The sequence below is a fragment of the Stutzerimonas stutzeri genome, from assembly GCF_000590475.1.
GTDB classification, from domain to species: Bacteria; Pseudomonadota; Gammaproteobacteria; order Pseudomonadales; family Pseudomonadaceae; genus Stutzerimonas; species Stutzerimonas stutzeri_D.
Genome location: NZ_CP007441.1, coordinates 2,967,896 through 2,983,293, shown reverse-complemented (window position 1 = coordinate 2,983,293; position 15,398 = coordinate 2,967,896). Strand labels below are relative to the sequence as shown.

At 59.4% G+C, this 15,398-nt stretch carries 12 protein-coding genes and 1 tRNA gene; 8 read left to right on the top strand and 5 right to left on the bottom strand.

Annotated elements, in window-relative coordinates; genetic code table 11:
* Positions 1-127 precede the first annotated feature (127 nt).
* The gene (gene acs / locus CH92_RS13585; RefSeq protein ID WP_025242315.1) at positions 128-2,083 is read left to right on the top strand and encodes an acetate--CoA ligase; all 1,956 of its coding nucleotides are present in this window, start codon (positions 128-130) and stop codon (positions 2,081-2,083) included.
* Positions 2,084-2,132: 49 nt separating this feature from the next.
* Here acs and CH92_RS13580 read toward each other — a convergent pair whose 3' ends face one another.
* Both CH92_RS13580 and CH92_RS13575 read right to left on the bottom strand, forming a co-directional pair.
* Complete coding sequence (locus CH92_RS13580; RefSeq protein ID WP_025242314.1) at positions 2,133-3,254, bottom strand: mechanosensitive ion channel family protein; 1,122 nt, start codon at positions 3,252-3,254, stop codon at positions 2,133-2,135.
* Between the two features lie 163 nt (positions 3,255-3,417).
* Positions 3,418-3,771, bottom strand: coding sequence for a rhodanese-like domain-containing protein (locus CH92_RS13575; RefSeq protein ID WP_025242313.1), 354 nt, complete (start codon positions 3,769-3,771; stop codon positions 3,418-3,420).
* 441 nt (positions 3,772-4,212) lie between these two features.
* Here CH92_RS13575 and CH92_RS21690 point away from each other — a divergent pair, with 441 nt between their 5' ends.
* Entirely contained in the window at positions 4,213-4,752 is a 540-nt protein-coding gene (locus CH92_RS21690) for a hypothetical protein (RefSeq protein WP_080690005.1), read from the top strand.
* Positions 4,753-4,879: 127 nt separating this feature from the next.
* Here CH92_RS21690 and CH92_RS13570 read toward each other — a convergent pair.
* Positions 4,880-4,969: transfer RNA gene (locus CH92_RS13570), tRNA-Ser, on the bottom strand.
* Between the two features lie 228 nt (positions 4,970-5,197).
* On the opposite strand from CH92_RS13570, the gene CH92_RS13565 reads away from it, so the two are divergent.
* From CH92_RS13565 to CH92_RS13545, 5 genes are all read left to right on the top strand, one after another.
* Complete coding sequence (locus CH92_RS13565; protein WP_025242312.1) at positions 5,198-6,502, top strand: HD-GYP domain-containing protein; 1,305 nt, start codon at positions 5,198-5,200, stop codon at positions 6,500-6,502.
* A 133-nt stretch (positions 6,503-6,635) separates the two neighbouring features.
* Positions 6,636-7,331 (top strand): crotonase/enoyl-CoA hydratase family protein, encoded by a 696-nt coding sequence (locus CH92_RS13560; protein ID WP_025242311.1) that lies wholly within the window; start codon positions 6,636-6,638, stop codon positions 7,329-7,331.
* A gap of 117 nt (positions 7,332-7,448) precedes the next feature.
* Positions 7,449-8,669 (top strand): aspartate aminotransferase family protein, encoded by a 1,221-nt coding sequence (locus tag CH92_RS13555; protein WP_025242310.1) that lies wholly within the window; start codon positions 7,449-7,451, stop codon positions 8,667-8,669.
* Positions 8,670-8,735: 66 nt separating this feature from the next.
* On the top strand, positions 8,736-9,023 hold the full coding sequence (locus CH92_RS13550) for a topoisomerase II (RefSeq protein WP_025242309.1): 288 nt from the start codon (positions 8,736-8,738) through the stop codon (positions 9,021-9,023).
* Positions 9,024-9,033: 10 nt separating this feature from the next.
* Complete coding sequence (locus CH92_RS13545; RefSeq protein ID WP_025242308.1) at positions 9,034-10,020, top strand: succinylglutamate desuccinylase; 987 nt, start codon at positions 9,034-9,036, stop codon at positions 10,018-10,020.
* A gap of 282 nt (positions 10,021-10,302) precedes the next feature.
* On the opposite strand, the gene CH92_RS13540 is transcribed toward CH92_RS13545, so the two are convergent.
* Positions 10,303-10,650, bottom strand: coding sequence for a YgaP family membrane protein (locus CH92_RS13540; protein ID WP_025242307.1), 348 nt, complete (start codon positions 10,648-10,650; stop codon positions 10,303-10,305).
* 124 nt (positions 10,651-10,774) lie between these two features.
* Entirely contained in the window at positions 10,775-12,808 is a 2,034-nt protein-coding gene (locus tag CH92_RS13535) for a S9 family peptidase (protein ID WP_025242306.1), read from the bottom strand.
* 439 nt (positions 12,809-13,247) lie between these two features.
* Between CH92_RS13535 and fadB the strand changes: the two genes are divergently transcribed.
* Complete coding sequence (fadB, locus tag CH92_RS13530; protein WP_025242305.1) at positions 13,248-15,395, top strand: fatty acid oxidation complex subunit alpha FadB; 2,148 nt, start codon at positions 13,248-13,250, stop codon at positions 15,393-15,395.
* The last annotated feature ends 3 nt before the right edge of the window (positions 15,396-15,398 follow it).

The window sequence follows — 15,398 nt, the reverse complement described above, 5'->3', positions numbered from 1 at the left end:
CGGAACGCTTCGACCTCACATTGCTCGAACCTGAAGCCTTCCAAGCGCTTGGATTGATTTGTATGGTTTGCCTGTGAAGCACCGCTAGTCGAAACGATAACAAGACCAACGAGTTAGGAGTTTGCCCATGAGTGCTGCGTCCCTGTACCCCGTGAAACCGGAAGTTGCGGCTCGGTCGCTGACCGACGAGGCCGCCTACAAAGCCATGTACCAACAGTCGGTGGTCAATCCTGACGGCTTCTGGCGCGAGCAGGCGGAGCGCATCGACTGGATCAAACCCTTTTCGCGAGTCAAACAGACCTCCTTCGATGATCATCATGTCGATATCAAATGGTTTGCCGACGGCACGCTGAACGTATCGGCCAATTGCCTAGACCGCCACCTCGAAACGCGAGGTGACGAAGTTGCGATCATCTGGGAGGGAGACGATCCGTCCGAACAGCGCACCATCACCTATCGTGAGCTGCATCACGAGGTCTGTAAGTTCGCCAACGCGCTGCGTGGCCAGGATGTGCATCGGGGGGATGTAGTCACTATCTACATGCCGATGATTCCCGAGGTAGCGGTGGCGATGTTGGCGTGTGCACGCATCGGCGCGATTCATTCGGTGGTGTTCGGTGGTTTCTCACCCGAGGCCTTGGCAGGCCGCATCATCGATGGCAGCTCAAAAGTAGTCATTACGGCGGATGAAGGGCTGCGCGGCGGCAGGAAGATACCGCTAAAGTCCAATGTCGACGAGGCGCTGACCAACCCGCAGACCAGCTGCGTACAGAAAATCATCGTGGTGCGCCGCACCGGTGGCGAGATCAGATGGCACCAGCATCGCGATATCTGGTACGACGATCTGATGCGCGTGGCCGGCGACGTGTGCGCACCCAAGGAGATGGGCGCAGAGGAGCCGTTGTTCATCCTCTACACCTCCGGGTCCACCGGCAAGCCCAAGGGCGTGATGCACACCACGGGCGGCTATCTGCTCTACGCCGCGCTGACCCACGAGCGGGTCTTTGATTATCGACCCGGCGAAATTTACTGGTGTACAGCCGACGTGGGCTGGATTACCGGCCACAGCTACATTGTCTACGGGCCCTTGGCCAACGGCGCGACCACGCTGATGTTCGAAGGTGTGCCCAATTATCCCGACGTGACCCGGATCGGCAAGATCATCGACAAGCACAAGGTCAACGTGCTCTATACCGCGCCCACTGCAATCCGCTCGATGATGGCCGAGGGTGGCGCGGCGATGGAAGGCGCCGATGGCTCGAGCCTGCGCCTGCTCGGTTCAGTGGGCGAGCCGATCAACCCTGAAGCCTGGCATTGGTACTACGAGACGATGGGCAAGTCGCGCTGCCCGATCGTGGATACATGGTGGCAGACCGAGACGGGTGGCATCCTGATCAGCCCTCTGCCCGGTGCCACCGCATTGAAGCCGGGGTCTGCGACGCGGCCGTTCTTCGGCGTGGTGCCCGGCCTGGTGGACAACCTCGGCAACCTGCTCGAAGGCGCCACCGAGGGCAATCTGGTCATCCTCGACTCCTGGCCGGGGCAGATGCGCAGCATCTATGGCGACCACGATCGCTTCGTCGACACCTATTTCAAAACTTTCCGCGGGATGTATTTCACCGGTGACGGCGCCCGCCGCGACGAGGACGGCTACTACTGGATCACCGGTCGGGTGGACGACGTATTGAACGTTTCCGGCCATCGCATGGGCACGGCGGAAATCGAAAGCGCAATGGTGGCGCACCGCAAGGTGGCCGAAGCGGCGGTGGTGGGTGTGCCGCATCCGCTCAAGGGGCAAGGAATCTACGTATACGTGACGCTGCTGGCGGGCGAGGAGCCGTCCGATCAGTTGCGTCAGGAGCTGCAGCAGTGGGTGCGCAAAGAGATCGGGCCGATAGCCGTGCCGGACGTGATTCAGTGGGCGCCGGGCTTACCGAAGACCCGCTCGGGCAAGATCATGCGACGCATCCTGCGCAAGATCGCCACCGACGAGTACGACGCCCTGGGCGATATCTCGACGCTGGCTGACCCGGGTGTAGTGCCGCAGCTGATCGAAACCCACAAGCAGATGCGCCTGCGTTGAGTTGAGCGAGTGACGGCGCCGGTCGTTGTGGCCGTCGCCGTCGCCGCTGTCACCCGTTCGGCAGCGCGCTTTGGGCTTCCTGGTTGGCCGCAGGCGTTTCCTTCGGTAGCCCGGCGACGGTCAGCTCGGGGAAGCTGCCGCCAATGAACTCGACACTGCGGGTCGGGAAGGCGAACTGCAAGCCCATCTCGCGAATGCCATCGAGTAGCTGCAAATTGATTTCCTGCTGAGTGTCCATGTATGCGTTGTAGTCCGACACCTGCATGATGTAGACGACCTCGAACGTGAGCTGGCTGTCGTCGAAGGCGAGGAAGTGCGCACGGTCGAACTTGGCGTTATCCAGCCCGTCGATGATTTGCTTTACCAGCGCGGACACCTCGCGCACCTTGTCTGAAGGCGTGTTGTAGGTAATCCCGAACTTGAACACGATGCGCCGCGTGTTCATGCGCTTGTAGTTGTGCAGTATCTGCGTGAGCAGCTCGGAGTTGGCGCAGACGATCTGCTCGCCGCTCAATGCTCGGATGCGCGTTGTCCTGAGGCCGATGTGTTCGATGTTCCCGGCTACTTCACCGAATACCACGAAATCCCCGATCTCGAAGGGCTTATCCACGCCGATGGACAGCGATGCGAAGACGTCGCTGAGCAAAGTCTGCACCGCCAACGCGATGGCGATACCGCCGACGCCCAGGCTGGCGACCATGGCGGTGATATCCACGCCCAGATTGGACAGAATCGAGAGCAGCATCATCGTCCAGATGACGATGCGGATCATGATGCCGATGATCGTCGTGGTGACCGGGTTTCGTGCTTTGCCGTCACGATTCAGACTTTCCATCCACAGCCGAACGGCGGTATCCATCCACAACGCGATCTGAAAGGCGAGGGCGATGAACCAACCGTGGGACATCGCCGACTCCCAGCGATCTGGCAGTTTGACAACCTTCAATGCGATCAGCAGCGAAAGGGCTATCAACAGCAAATGGCTGGTGCGGCTGAGCATCTCCGCCGCAATGGCGACGAAGCCGCTCCTGGACCCTTTGCTCATCTTTCGCAGACGGTTGGTAATAATCCGCAGAATGGTCTGCAGGACGAGGTAGCTGACAATCGTGACGCCAGCGATTATGGCGATGTTGATCCAAAGCCTTTCGTTCAACATCACGTCCCAATTCATCGGTTGGAATCCTCCAGGTATGCGCGACCAAGCGCTGAAACAGTGGCTCCTTTTTCAGTAAGCCACTGTTGCGTATTAGTTCCCGCAAAAAATGAAGAGGAGGTGACTGTAGGGGGGCAGGCGAAGGGCGGTACTGGGCGTTGCGGCGAACCCTATGGCGCTGTCAGCGAGGCGGCACGACGGCTTTCAAGTCTTGATAACCGCCAGCGTTAATGACTTGGCTATAACCCAGTTCACGAAGCAGATCTTGCGCGCCAGATGAGCGACGGCCGCTGCGGCAGTAGAGTACGACCGGAGCGTCCTTGTCGGGCGCTACACTGGTAATGCGTTCGGCGAGATACTGGGTCTCGATTCGCGTTGCGCCGGGCAGGGCACCTTCGGCGTACTCCTTTTCGGTGCGAACGTCGAGCAGAACGACGTCAGCGCGTTGCAGTGCCATCAGCGCGGCCGGCTGATCGACTTCTCCGCCAAATACAGGTCCGGTCATCGCCATCAGCAACCAAAACATGCGATGCATAAGCGTATCTCCGCCGTTCCGTGCCGGTAGTCAACTGATTAAACGGGTCAGATTCGGCAGGATCAGAATGACTGCGGTGGCCAGCAGGATCATTGTCGCTTGCCTGATTTTCTTGTGCTTAAACATGGTAGCGGCCTTGTATTTTTTATTCAGACGCAGACTTCGGGAGTCCGAGTGCCATCGCACCTTAATGAAAGGGTTTGCGTCCTAGGTGTTGAAGTGTGCTGCACGGAAATAAACGAGGTGGCAAAGATCTGTTCCGCTTTACAGACTTGCTCAGCCTAACGCTTGCTTCTCCAGTGTCAGGAAGTTAACTAAGCAATTTGCGGACCAGGAGCATTCTTTAATAGGGCTGTGCCCCGCTGAGTTGCGTGTATGCCGCGCATAGCTTTGCTTTTTCCGTTGTCTATTAGGGTGAACTTCAAAACTGGAGACTCACCCATGAACAAGCTTGGCGTTCCGGCATTGCTGTTGACCCTGACCGTCTCAGGAGGGGTAGCTGCCGAAGAAGAGAACATGACGTTGCAGCAAGAGCGCGATCAGATTGGTGCCAACATGGAAGAGAATCGGCAACAGATCGGGCGCGATATCAATGCTGCGCGGGAGCCTGGCAATGCTGCCGATTCGAATACTGGTCTCGGTTCAGCAGGAGCAAACCCGCCGAACACTGCGATCGGTAATCGCTCGACGCAACCCAATCAGGCTCCGGTTGGTAATGACGCCACGTCGGGTGTCGCGCCACCGAACAACAATCGCGCACCCATCACTACCACTGGTCCAGGAAGCTCTACGGTGGAGCCCGGTCGCTCAACAACTACCGGCACTCCAGTACAACCGATCCCTAATAATGGTGCCAATGGAAACGCCACACCCAGCGGCGGAACGTCTTCGGGTGGAATCGGAACATCCGGCAGTAACGGCCGTGGTGCCGGCATTGGAGCAGGAAGTTCGGGAGGAGCTGCCGCCGGTGCGGGAAATTGAGCAGCAGGTCAGCTATCAATTGGATAGGGTCTGCTGTAAGCGCCTACATTGAGTGTTCTGATCACTGAACAGCGATGTGGTGGCCTGAAACGACAAAGCCCCGATAATCGGGGCTTTGTGTTCGATCTGGCGGTGAGGGTGGGATTCGAACCCACGATACGATTTCTCGTATACACACTTTCCAGGCGTGCTCCTTCAACCGCTCGGACACCTCACCGGATCTCGACGGGGTTTGATGTCTGTCGAGGCGCGCTAATGTAGCCGAAGAGCTTGCGGATGGCAAAAAGTTTTTTAGTTTTTTCATGTGGTTAAGGCGTCGTTGGAATACTGGTTAAGCGGTAGTGGCGATGAACCTATCGTTTCATTAGGGTTCCAACGCCTATGGCTTCGGTGCCAGCTTCAACGCAATCAAACTTAATGAATATGAAGAGCCAGGAAAGGCTTGATGAAGTTATTCAAAAGCAGGCGTAAGCGGCCCGACGTAGTGGAGGTCGCCACAAAGCGCCGTCTGCACGTCAGTCATCTGGAACTCGGCATGTACATCTGCGAGCTGGATAGACCTTGGCGTCAAACGGATTTTCTGTTCCAGGGTTTTCCCCTGCTCAAGTTCGAACACATCCAGGCGGTGCGCGAGCGCTGCGACTATGTGTTCGTCGATGACACCCGTCGAATGCTGGTCGACCAAGGCCAGGTAATCGCACCATCGGCAACACCGCTCCGGGTGAAACGTACGATGCCCCGTATTCCGCTCTCGCTGGAGGTTCACGAAGCGCGTGAGGCCTATCGCAGCAGCGCACTATTATTGGACCAGGTGCTGTTGGATGTTCAGCAGGGACGCGCGATCGACACCAAGGCTTGCCAGGCTCTGGTCAAGCGCAATCTTGAAAGCATGCTGCGTAACGAAAGTGCCATGCTTTGGCTGACGCGCTTGAAGTCACAGGATGTGTATACCAGCCTGCACTGTCTATCCGTTTCCATTCTGGCGATGGGCTTCGGTACCCATCTGGGACTGCCTGACGACAAAATAGAAATGCTGGGCATCGCCGGGCTGTTACACGATGTCGGCAAGATGAAGATTGATCCTGCCATTCTCAATAAGCCGGGCAAACTCACCCAGGAAGAATTCGATCACATCAAGCTCCACCCGGAATTCGGGTATCAGGCGCTGTGCAACCAGGATGACATACCCGCCGTAGCGGTCCAGGCTGCTTATGGCCACCATGAGCGCTTGGATGGCCGGGGCTATCCGCAAGGGCTCGCGCAGTATCAGATCCCGTTCATGACACGGGTTATTACCATTGTCGATGCCTTCGATGCGATCACCAGCCACCGCGCCTATGACGATGCGCGACCAATTCAGGCTGCCTACGACGTGCTTCGCAGCGGTTCCGGCCTACAATTCGACGAAAGCCTGGTACAGGAATTCATTCGTTGGCTAGGCGTCTTCCCCGTAGGGACGCTGGTTGAACTGCACACGGGTGAAGTCGCGCTGGTGCTAGAGAAGCATCAGCAGCTCCATCTCCGGCCCAAGGTAGTTGTCATGCGTGACGCGGATAAGAATCCATGTGAGCCACGTTATCTTGATCTTTCTCAGCTGACCGTCGATGCCGACGGAACGCCCTATCGGATTAGCAGCGGTATTTCTGATGGATCCTACGGTCTGTTCATCGCCGATCCGCAGTTGCAGACTATTTTGCACCCTGAGCTGCTTGCCGTGCTCGAACTCGAGCCCGAGCCAGCTGATAACTGAGCCAGCGCTCCCTGTACGCCGGCTTTCTCGCACATCTCAGTCTGCAATCCATGACTTGCCAGTCAGTCACGGCGCTTTACCTCGCGGGTCGCGCTGAGTAACGTCTGCGGACTTCTAACAAGGAATATTCGTCATGAGTGATCTGGTTTCTTACGAACTCGAAGACGGCATCGCCACGCTGGCCCTGAACAACGGCAAGGTCAACGCGTTGTCTCCCGCTGTATTCGACGCGCTCAATGCCGCATTCGATCGCGCCGAGCAGGACCGCGCCGTGATGATTCTCACCGGCCAGCCGGGGATTCTGTCCGGCGGCTATGACCTCAAGGTGATGACCTCGAGCCCGGAAAACGCGATCGCCCTGGTGTCCGTCGGTTCGACGTTCAGCCGACGGATGCTCGCTCACCCGTTCCCTATCATCGTTGCCTGTCCAGGCCACGCTATCGCCAAGGGTGCGTTTCTCCTGCTCTCGGCCGATTACCGCATTGGCGTCGAAGGTGCGTTCAATATTGGCCTCAACGAAGTCCAGATCGGTATGACGATGCATCATTCAGGCATCGAAATCGCACGGGATCGCCTGACCAAACCCGCGTTCCAGCGTTCGGTAATCAACGGCGAAATTTTCAATCCGCAGGCAGCGCTCGAGGCAGGTTTCCTCGACAAAATCGTGCCGGCCGGTGAACTGATCGACGTGGCCAAGGCGATCGCCGTTCAGTTGAAAAAGATCAACATGACGGCGCACAAGAATACCAAGCTAAAGGCGCGCAAGGCCTTGCTCGAAACTCTGGATCGGGCAATCGAGCTGGACCAGCAGCACTCGGTCGCGCCCTGAAGAGAATTTTCACCGGACCGCCCATTCCCGGCGGGCTGCGTTTAAACTGCGAATGCAACGCCCCGCCATGGTGGGGCGTTTTATTTCCTATTCGTGTCGCATCGCAGGAGAGTCCTGATGTCCGCCCCGCACACCCCGGTAGAACGCGCTGATTTCGACCAGGTCATTGTTCCCACTTTCGCACCCGCCGCTTTCATCCCCGTGCGCGGCGAGGGTTCGCGAGTATGGGATCAAAGCGGGCGAGAGCTGATCGACTTCACCGGTGGCATTGCCGTCAATGTGCTCGGCCACGCTCATCCGGCATTGGTGGCCGCGCTGACCGAACAGGCTGGCAAGCTTTGGCACATCTCCAATATTTTTACCAATGAGCCGGCGCTGCGTCTGGCAAAGAAGCTCACGGCCGCAACCTTCGCCGACCGGGCGTTTTTCTGCAACTCTGGCGCCGAAGCCAACGAAGCGGCTTTCAAGCTGGCTCGCCGCTATGCTCACGACAACCATGGGCCGGAAAAAAACGAGATCATCTCGGCGGTTAATAGTTTTCACGGCCGCACGTTATTTACGGTGACCGTAGGTGGCCAGCCGAAATATTCCGACGGCTTCGGGCCGAAAATTCAAGGCATCAGCCACGTTCCGTACAACGATCTCGATGCGCTCTCTGCTGCGATTTCGGACAAAACCTGTGCCGTGGTGCTGGAGCCGATCCAGGGTGAAAGCGGCGTTCTGCCGGCTGAGCAGGCGTATTTGGAAGGTGCACGCAAGCTGTGCGACCAGCACAACGCCTTGCTGATCTTCGATGAGGTTCAGACAGGCATGGGTCGCACCGGTGAGCTGTTTGCCTACATGAACTATGGTGTCACGCCAGACATCCTGACCAACGCCAAGAGCCTCGGTGGTGGGTTTCCGATCGGCTTGATGCTGACCACCGATGAGATTGCAGCCCATTTTAGCGTTGGCACCCACGGCACCACTTACGGCGGTAACCCGCTGGCGTGCGCCGTGGCTGAAGCAGTGGTCGATATCGTCAATACGCCCGAGGTGCTGAACGGGGTCAAGGACCGGCACGAACGTTTCAAGCACGGGCTGCTGGAAATCGGGCAGCGTTACGGGCTGTTCGGTCAAGTGCGCGGCATGGGCATGCTGATTGGCTGCGTGCTGGACGATGCATGGAAAGGGCGCGCGCGAGAGATCTTCGATGCGGCTGAACGAGAAGCCCTGATGATTTTGCAGGCCGGACCCGATGTGATCCGTCTGGCGCCGAGCCTGATCATTGAAGAAGCTGACATTGCGGAAGGCCTTGCACGCTTCGAGCATGCTGCTGCAAAACTGGCCCAGGCCTGAGGCGCAGGCCTTACTCTCGGCAGGGCAGTTGCCTGTCCTGCTTACTTTATTCATTAGGAATCTGACATGAGCGATAGTCTGCAACTGATCCTGGAAGACGTAGACGGCACCCAGCTGGAGACGTCCTGCACCCGTTTTGCCGTGATGTGGCAGGGCCGGGAAGTCTGGATACAACAGGTCGGCAACAACCAGCTGATGATCGGAGTCGATGTAGAAGATGGCGACACCGAATACGCCAACCTGCTGCTGCGTCCGCTGGCCACCAACCTCGTTAGTCTGGAGCTGGAGATGGAGCCGGTCGAGTCCGCCGATGATGATCACGTACACGGGCCGGACTGCGACCACGAGCATTAACGGCTCCGACGTGCTGACGCTGGGTCGCCTGCTCGAGCTGACACTGGCCGGACGTGAGCCGCTGGAAAAGATCCAATTCACCGCCGACGGTGCCAAGCTGCAATGGCTGGGCGAAGGCGTGCTTGAGGTCACGCCGGCGGACGGTCAAGACGCGGGGCTGGATCTCGTGTTTTCCGCCGGCGTGCACGGCTGCGAGGTCGTCCCGATCGAACTGCTCGATCGTCTGACACAAGCGATCGGATGCGGCGAAATCCGCCCTCGTGCCCGGCTGTTGCTGCTGTTCTGTAATCCGCCCGCGATGCGTCAGGGCGTGCGCCGGGCCGGTCAGGATCTGAATCGGCTTTTCTGTGGCAAACATGCTAACGGCTCCACTGACGAGGCTCGCCGTGCATCGCAGCTCGAAGCACTGGTGGCGGGATTCTTCCGCGAGCCGGGTCGTCGCCGCTGGCACTACGACCTGCACTCGGCCATGCGTGCTTCGAAGCTGCTGCAATTCGCGATCTGCCCGTGGGTGGCCGACAGAAAAGTTTCTCCTGAAAGCCTGATGCGTCTTCAGTACTCGGCGGTCGATGCGGTGCTGCTGCAAGAACAATCCTCCGCTACCTTCAGCGCCCACACCGCAACTTGTCACGGTGCCGAGGCTTTCACCGTAGAGTTGGCCGAGGCGCCTGGCAGCGTCTGGCCTGATTGTCTTGGTGACTTTCTGCGGGCCGCCCGGCATTGGATCGAGGCGACTGAGCCTGTGCAGACAAAGCCGCCACGACCCTTGATGAAGTTTCGGCTGGTGCGGGAGATCATCAAACGCAGCGAACAGTTCGTCCTGCGCCTACCGACCGATATCGAGAATTTCACCGCGTTACCACTCGGTACGCTGCTGGCAGAAGACGAAGGCGGTGTTCGCTGGGTCGTCGAAGAGGCGGGCGCGCATATCCTGTTTCCACTGGCCGACGTCTCGATCGGCGAGCGCGCCGGGCTGATTGTAGTGCCCCGCGGCTGAATGGGTTTGCTGCGTTGCTGTAGAAGGCCCGCCGGGCGGAGCTTTGGCTTTGGCTTTTTGAGAGGCCCGCTTCGAGGCGAAGCCTTTGCTTTGAGGCTATCGACGGTCCATTTCGCCGCGGGTCGCGCCTCCTACGAAAGCGGCTCGGTGTCAGCCTTGGCTTTTGGAAGGCCCGCCCCAGGGCGAAGCTTGCTTCGAGGTTGTCCGTCAGTCCGTTTCGTCGCGAAACATGTCTTCGCAGAGGCGGGGTCGCTGCGATTTAGTTGCCTAGCGAACGCTCGATCAGACGCCGGCTGGTGGGTTGTTGAGCGAGTCGTTACCGGTCACGGTAGCCGTGCCGGTGGCCGCCTGGGCGTTTGCTTTCAGGCGCGCATCGTCGGCTTCACTGCGCTCAAGTGGCATGCTTCGGGAGTTGCCTTCGGCCATATTGGCTTGCTCGCTCACTTCGCAGAGCACGCGCTTGGCTTCGCAGTGTCCGGTGAAGCCGCGCGTCAGGGCCATGCCTCCCATCGCCAGCTGAACCAGCCCGCCTAAGCCGCCCCGGCCGAGGCCTTTGCCGACGAAGTACAGCCCGCCGATGATCGATGCGGCGCGCTCCCAGCCATGCACGTTCTGCGATGTCCTGTTCATGCGTTATCACTCCAAACAGTGGTATGAGAAGTGACCGCGGCACGCAGGTGCCGTTCCGACCGCAAGTCGGCGAACGGCACCCGCGCCTGGATGTTCATCGGCTACGCCAGAACGAGCAGCCCGCCTATCGATCTGCCATGCCGAAGACTTTGAGGACGAACGCGTACTCCAGCGCAACATCCTTAAGCGCCTGGTAACGGCCGCTCATACCGCCGTGCCCGGCACCGAATTCGGTCTTGAGCAGCAGGAGCTTGTCGTCAGTCTTGCTGGCGCGCAGCTTGGCCACCCACTTGGCGGCTTCCCAGTACTGTACGCGGCTGTCGTTGTAGCCGGCCACAGCGAGAATTGCCGGGTAAGGCTGAGGACGCACGTTTTCATAGGGTGCGTAAGCCTTGATGCGCGCATGCACGTCGGGCTGGTTCGGATCGCCCCATTCGTCGTATTCGGTCACCGTCAGCGGCAGGTCGGCGTTGAGCATGGTGTTCAGCACGTCGACGAAGGGCACTTCGGCGACCGCGGCGCCAAACAGGTCCGGCCGTAGGTTGAGCACGGCACCGATCAGCAGGCCGCCAGCACTGCCGCCGCTGACGGCGAGTCGGGCCGGCTCGGTATGGCCGTCGGCAACCAGCTTTTCGGCGCAGGCGATGAAGTCGTTGAAGGTGTTCGGTTTGTGCTCCAGTTTGCCGGCGCGGTACCAGGCCTCGCCAAGGTCGCCGCCGCCGCGTACGTGGGCGATGGCGAAGATGAAGCCTCGGTCTAGCAGTGATAGGCGTGCATGAGAGAACCAGGGGTCGAGACTATGGCCGTAGGCGCCGTAGCCGTACAGGTAGAGCGGCGCGGGCTTGCCGAAGCTCTCATGACGACCGACCAGACTGATCGGCACCTGTGCACCGGCGGCAGCGATTGCCCAGATACGTCGGCTCTCATAGGCATCAGCATCGAAGGGACCTTCAACCGGCGTTTCCTTGAGGACCTTCTGTTCGCCGTTGGCCAGGTTCAACTGGCGAATCTGCGCGGGGCGATTCAGCGCTTCGTAGCGCAGGCGGATCACCGGGCTGTCGAACTCGAGCGTGTTATGCACGTGCAAGCTGTAGGCGGCGTCGGGCAGCTGCAACCGGTAGGGCGCGCCAGCTGTTGGGCGCACCTCAATGATCGGTAACCCAGCTTCACGCAGGCTCAGTGTGACTGCACTGGCGTTCAGGCTGACGTCTTCGAGCATCACCGCGTCGCGATGGCCGATCAGCTCCTGCCAGTGGTCGCGCTGCGGCGTGTGCTCGGGGGCCTGGTAAAGCGCGAAATTGATGCCGGCCTGGTTGCTGCGTATCAGCCAACACCATTGTCCGTCGAGCAGTCCATGATCGGGAAAGTATTCGTGATCGTCCTGACGCGGCGCCAAGCAGATCCATTCGCCCTTAGGCTCGTCGGCCGACAGCACCCAGGCTTCGCTGGTGGTCTTGCTGTTGGACAGGATCACCAGTTGGCGTTCCGAACTGGCGCGGTAGCAGTGGACGAAATAGCGGCCGTCCGGGTCGTGATAGACCTCGCTGCGGTCGCTACTACCCAGGCAGTGGCGGTAGATCTTGTGCGGTCGGTGGGTGTCGTCGAGTTCGCCGAAAAACAGGGTCTGGTTGTCGTTAGCCCACGTCATGCTGCCATCGCAGTTCTCGAAGAGCAGGGCAGTCACCTCACCCGTGGTCAGGTCTTTGACGAATAGTCGGTAAATCTCGTCGCCCTGGGTGTCGAGACTGTAGGCCAACTTGCTGTGGTCCTGGCTGACGCTGAAGGCGCCGAGCGACAAGAACCCGCCCGCGGCCAGTTCATTAGGGTCGAGTAGCAGTTGCTCGGCATTGTCATCCGCCATGAACGAGCCATCCGTCGGCCGCGGGCATCGGTAATGACGAGGGTATTCATCTCCTGCTGTGGTGCGCTGGTAGTAGAGCCAGGGCCCCCAGGGCGAAGGCAGCGACAGGTCTGTCTCGCGGATGCGTCCCTTAATCTCCTGGAAGAGCGTTTCGCGCAACCCGGCCTGATCCGCCAGTTGCTGGTCCAGATAAGCATTTTCCGCTTTCAGGTAATCGAGCACCTCGGAGGCGTCACGGTTCTCCAGCCATTTATAAGGATCCTGGCCTGTAGCGACACGGGCAATCGGGGCAGACATGCATAACTCCTGAGGCCGCGATCTGGCGCAGCTGAACGAGGTTGGGGGCAGGCGCCGATTGTACAAGGTGCCTCGTCAGTGTGTGACGGTGCAGGGCGGCATGGGTTCATCGGCCACGTGGCGGCAATCATCAGGCTGAATGGTTGTCGATGAATAAATTCGAGACCTCTGAGCGCAACATCGCGGTGCTTGGCTAGGCTTATCGGTCTCGTCGCGAGTGAGCGCCGCTATCCGATTGGTCAGCCGATTGACAACCGGTCGCTTTTCGATGAAGGTGTGCTCACCCAAATCAAACGGGCGTATGAATCGAGCGTTTGCCACGCAAATGCCGTCAGCCCGGTTTATCGTGTCGGTGGGTGTCGTTTCACCAATTGGTGACGGTCTTCGGGCCGGTGACGTGACACGTAACGTTCAGCTTCCATACCGTGGAGATCAGTTGATGATTTACGAAGGTAAAGCCATCACGGTTAAGGCTCTTGAGAGCGGCATCGTCGAATTGAATTTCGACCTCAAGGGTGAGTCCGTCAACAAGTTCAATCGCCTCACCCTCAACGACCTGCGCCAGGCCGTCGACGCCATCAAGGCCGACGCTTCGGTCAAGGGCGTCATCGTTACCAGCGGCAAGGACGTGTTCATCGTCGGCGCCGACATCACCGAGTTCGTCGACAACTTCAAGCTGTCCGACGAGGAGCTGGTAGCCGGCAACCTCGAAGCCAACAAGATCTTCAGTGATTTCGAAGACCTCGGCGTCCCGACCGTCGCTGCCATCAATGGCATCGCCCTCGGTGGTGGCTTCGAGATGTGCATGGCCGCTGATTACCGCGTCATGTCCACCGTCGCCAAGGTCGGCCTGCCGGAAGTCAAACTGGGAATCTACCCGGGCTTCGGTGGCACCGTCCGTCTGCCGCGCCTGATCGGCGTTGATAACGCCGTCGAGTGGATTGCATCAGGTAAGGAAAACCGCGCCGAAGACGCGCTCAAGGTTCGCGCCGTCGATGCCGTGGTTGCTCCTGATCAGCTGCAGGCCGCTGCGCTGGATCTGGTCAAACGCGCCATCGCTGGCGAGCTGGACTACAAGGCCAAGCGTCAGCCGAAGCTGGACAAGCTCAAGCTCAACGCTATCGAGCAGATGATGGCGTTCGAAACCGCCAAGGGTTTCGTGGCCGGTCAGGCAGGCCCGAACTACCCGGCCCCGGTCGAAGCGATCAAGACCATTCAGAAGGCCGCCAACTTCGGTCGCGACAAGGCCATCGAAGTCGAGGCCGCCGGCTTCGTCAAGCTGGCCAAGACCTCCGTGGCGCAGAGCCTGGTCGGTCTGTTCCTGAGCGATCAGGAGCTGAAGAAGAAGTCCAAGGCCTACGACAAGCAGGCTCGTGACGTGAAGCTGGCTGCTGTGCTCGGTGCAGGCATCATGGGCGGCGGCATTGCCTATCAGTCGGCCGTCAAAGGCACGCCGATCCTGATGAAGGATATCCGTGAAGACGGCATCCAGATGGGCCTGAACGAGGCCTCCAAGCTGCTCGGCAAGCGTGTCGAGAAGGGCCGCCTGACCCCGGCGAAAATGGCTGAAGCGCTGAATGCCATTCGCCCAACCATGTCCTACGGTGACTTCGGTCACGTCGACATCGTGGTCGAGGCGGTGGTCGAGAACCCGAAAATCAAGCAGTCAGTGCTGGCGGAAGTCGAAGGCCTGGTGCGTGATGACACGATCATCGCCTCCAACACTTCGACCATTTCCATCAGCCATTTGGCCCAGGCGCTCAAGCGCCCGGAAAACTTCTGCGGCATGCACTTCTTCAACCCGGTGCACATGATGCCGCTGGTGGAAGTGATTCGCGGTGAGAAAACCAGCGAAACCGCGATTGCTACCACCGTCGCCTACGCCAAGAAGATGGGCAAGAGCCCGGTCGTCGTCAATGACTGCCCAGGCTTCCTGGTTAACCGCGTGCTGTTCCCTTACTTCGGCGGCTTCGCCCGGGCCATCGCCCATGGTGTCGATTTCGTTCGCGCCGACAAGGTGATGGAGAAGTTCGGCTGGCCGATGGGCCCGGCCTACCTGATGGACGTCGTTGGCATGGACACTGGCCACCACGGCCGTGACGTCATGGCCGAAGGCTTCCCGGATCGCATGAAGGACGACACCCGTACGGCCGTCGATGTCATGTATGACGCCAACCGCCTCGGTCAGAAGAACGGCAAAGGCTTCTACGTCTATGAGATGGACAACAAGGGCAAGCCGAAGAAGGTGGTCGATCCGCAGTCCTACGAGCTGCTCAAGCCTGTCGTCAGCGAGACCCGCGAGCTGTCCGACGAGGACATCATCAACTACATGATGATCCCGCTGTGCCTGGAAACCGTCCGCTGCCTTGAAGACAACATTGTCGAAACCGCTGCCGAGGCCGATATGGGCCTGATCTACGGCATCGGCTTCCCACCTTTCCGCGGTGGTGCGCTGCGCTACATCGATTCGATCGGTGTTGCCGAGTTCGTGGCCATGGCCGACAAGTATGCCGACCTGGGTCCGCTGTACCACCCGACTGCGAAGCTGCGTGATATGGCTGCCAACGGCCAGCGCTTCTACGGTTAATTG

What these genes read in the sequence shown, in the direction of transcription:
- acs (WP_025242315.1), top strand. Translation starts at nt 128, where the DNA reads ATGAGTGCTGCGTCCCTGTACCCCGTGAAACCGGAAGTTGCGGCTCGG.
- CH92_RS13580 (WP_025242314.1), bottom strand. Translation starts at nt 3,254, where the DNA reads ATGAATTGGGACGTGATGTTGAACGAAAGGCTTTGGATCAACATCGCC.
- CH92_RS13575 (WP_025242313.1), bottom strand. Translation starts at nt 3,771, where the DNA reads ATGCATCGCATGTTTTGGTTGCTGATGGCGATGACCGGACCTGTATTT.
- CH92_RS21690 (WP_080690005.1), top strand. Translation starts at nt 4,213, where the DNA reads ATGAACAAGCTTGGCGTTCCGGCATTGCTGTTGACCCTGACCGTCTCA.
- CH92_RS13565 (WP_025242312.1), top strand. Translation starts at nt 5,198, where the DNA reads ATGAAGTTATTCAAAAGCAGGCGTAAGCGGCCCGACGTAGTGGAGGTC.
- CH92_RS13560 (WP_025242311.1), top strand. Translation starts at nt 6,636, where the DNA reads ATGAGTGATCTGGTTTCTTACGAACTCGAAGACGGCATCGCCACGCTG.
- CH92_RS13555 (WP_025242310.1), top strand. Translation starts at nt 7,449, where the DNA reads ATGTCCGCCCCGCACACCCCGGTAGAACGCGCTGATTTCGACCAGGTC.
- CH92_RS13550 (WP_025242309.1), top strand. Translation starts at nt 8,736, where the DNA reads ATGAGCGATAGTCTGCAACTGATCCTGGAAGACGTAGACGGCACCCAG.
- CH92_RS13540 (WP_025242307.1), bottom strand. Translation starts at nt 10,650, where the DNA reads ATGAACAGGACATCGCAGAACGTGCATGGCTGGGAGCGCGCCGCATCG.
- CH92_RS13535 (WP_025242306.1), bottom strand. Translation starts at nt 12,808, where the DNA reads ATGTCTGCCCCGATTGCCCGTGTCGCTACAGGCCAGGATCCTTATAAA.
- fadB (WP_025242305.1), top strand. Translation starts at nt 13,248, where the DNA reads ATGATTTACGAAGGTAAAGCCATCACGGTTAAGGCTCTTGAGAGCGGC.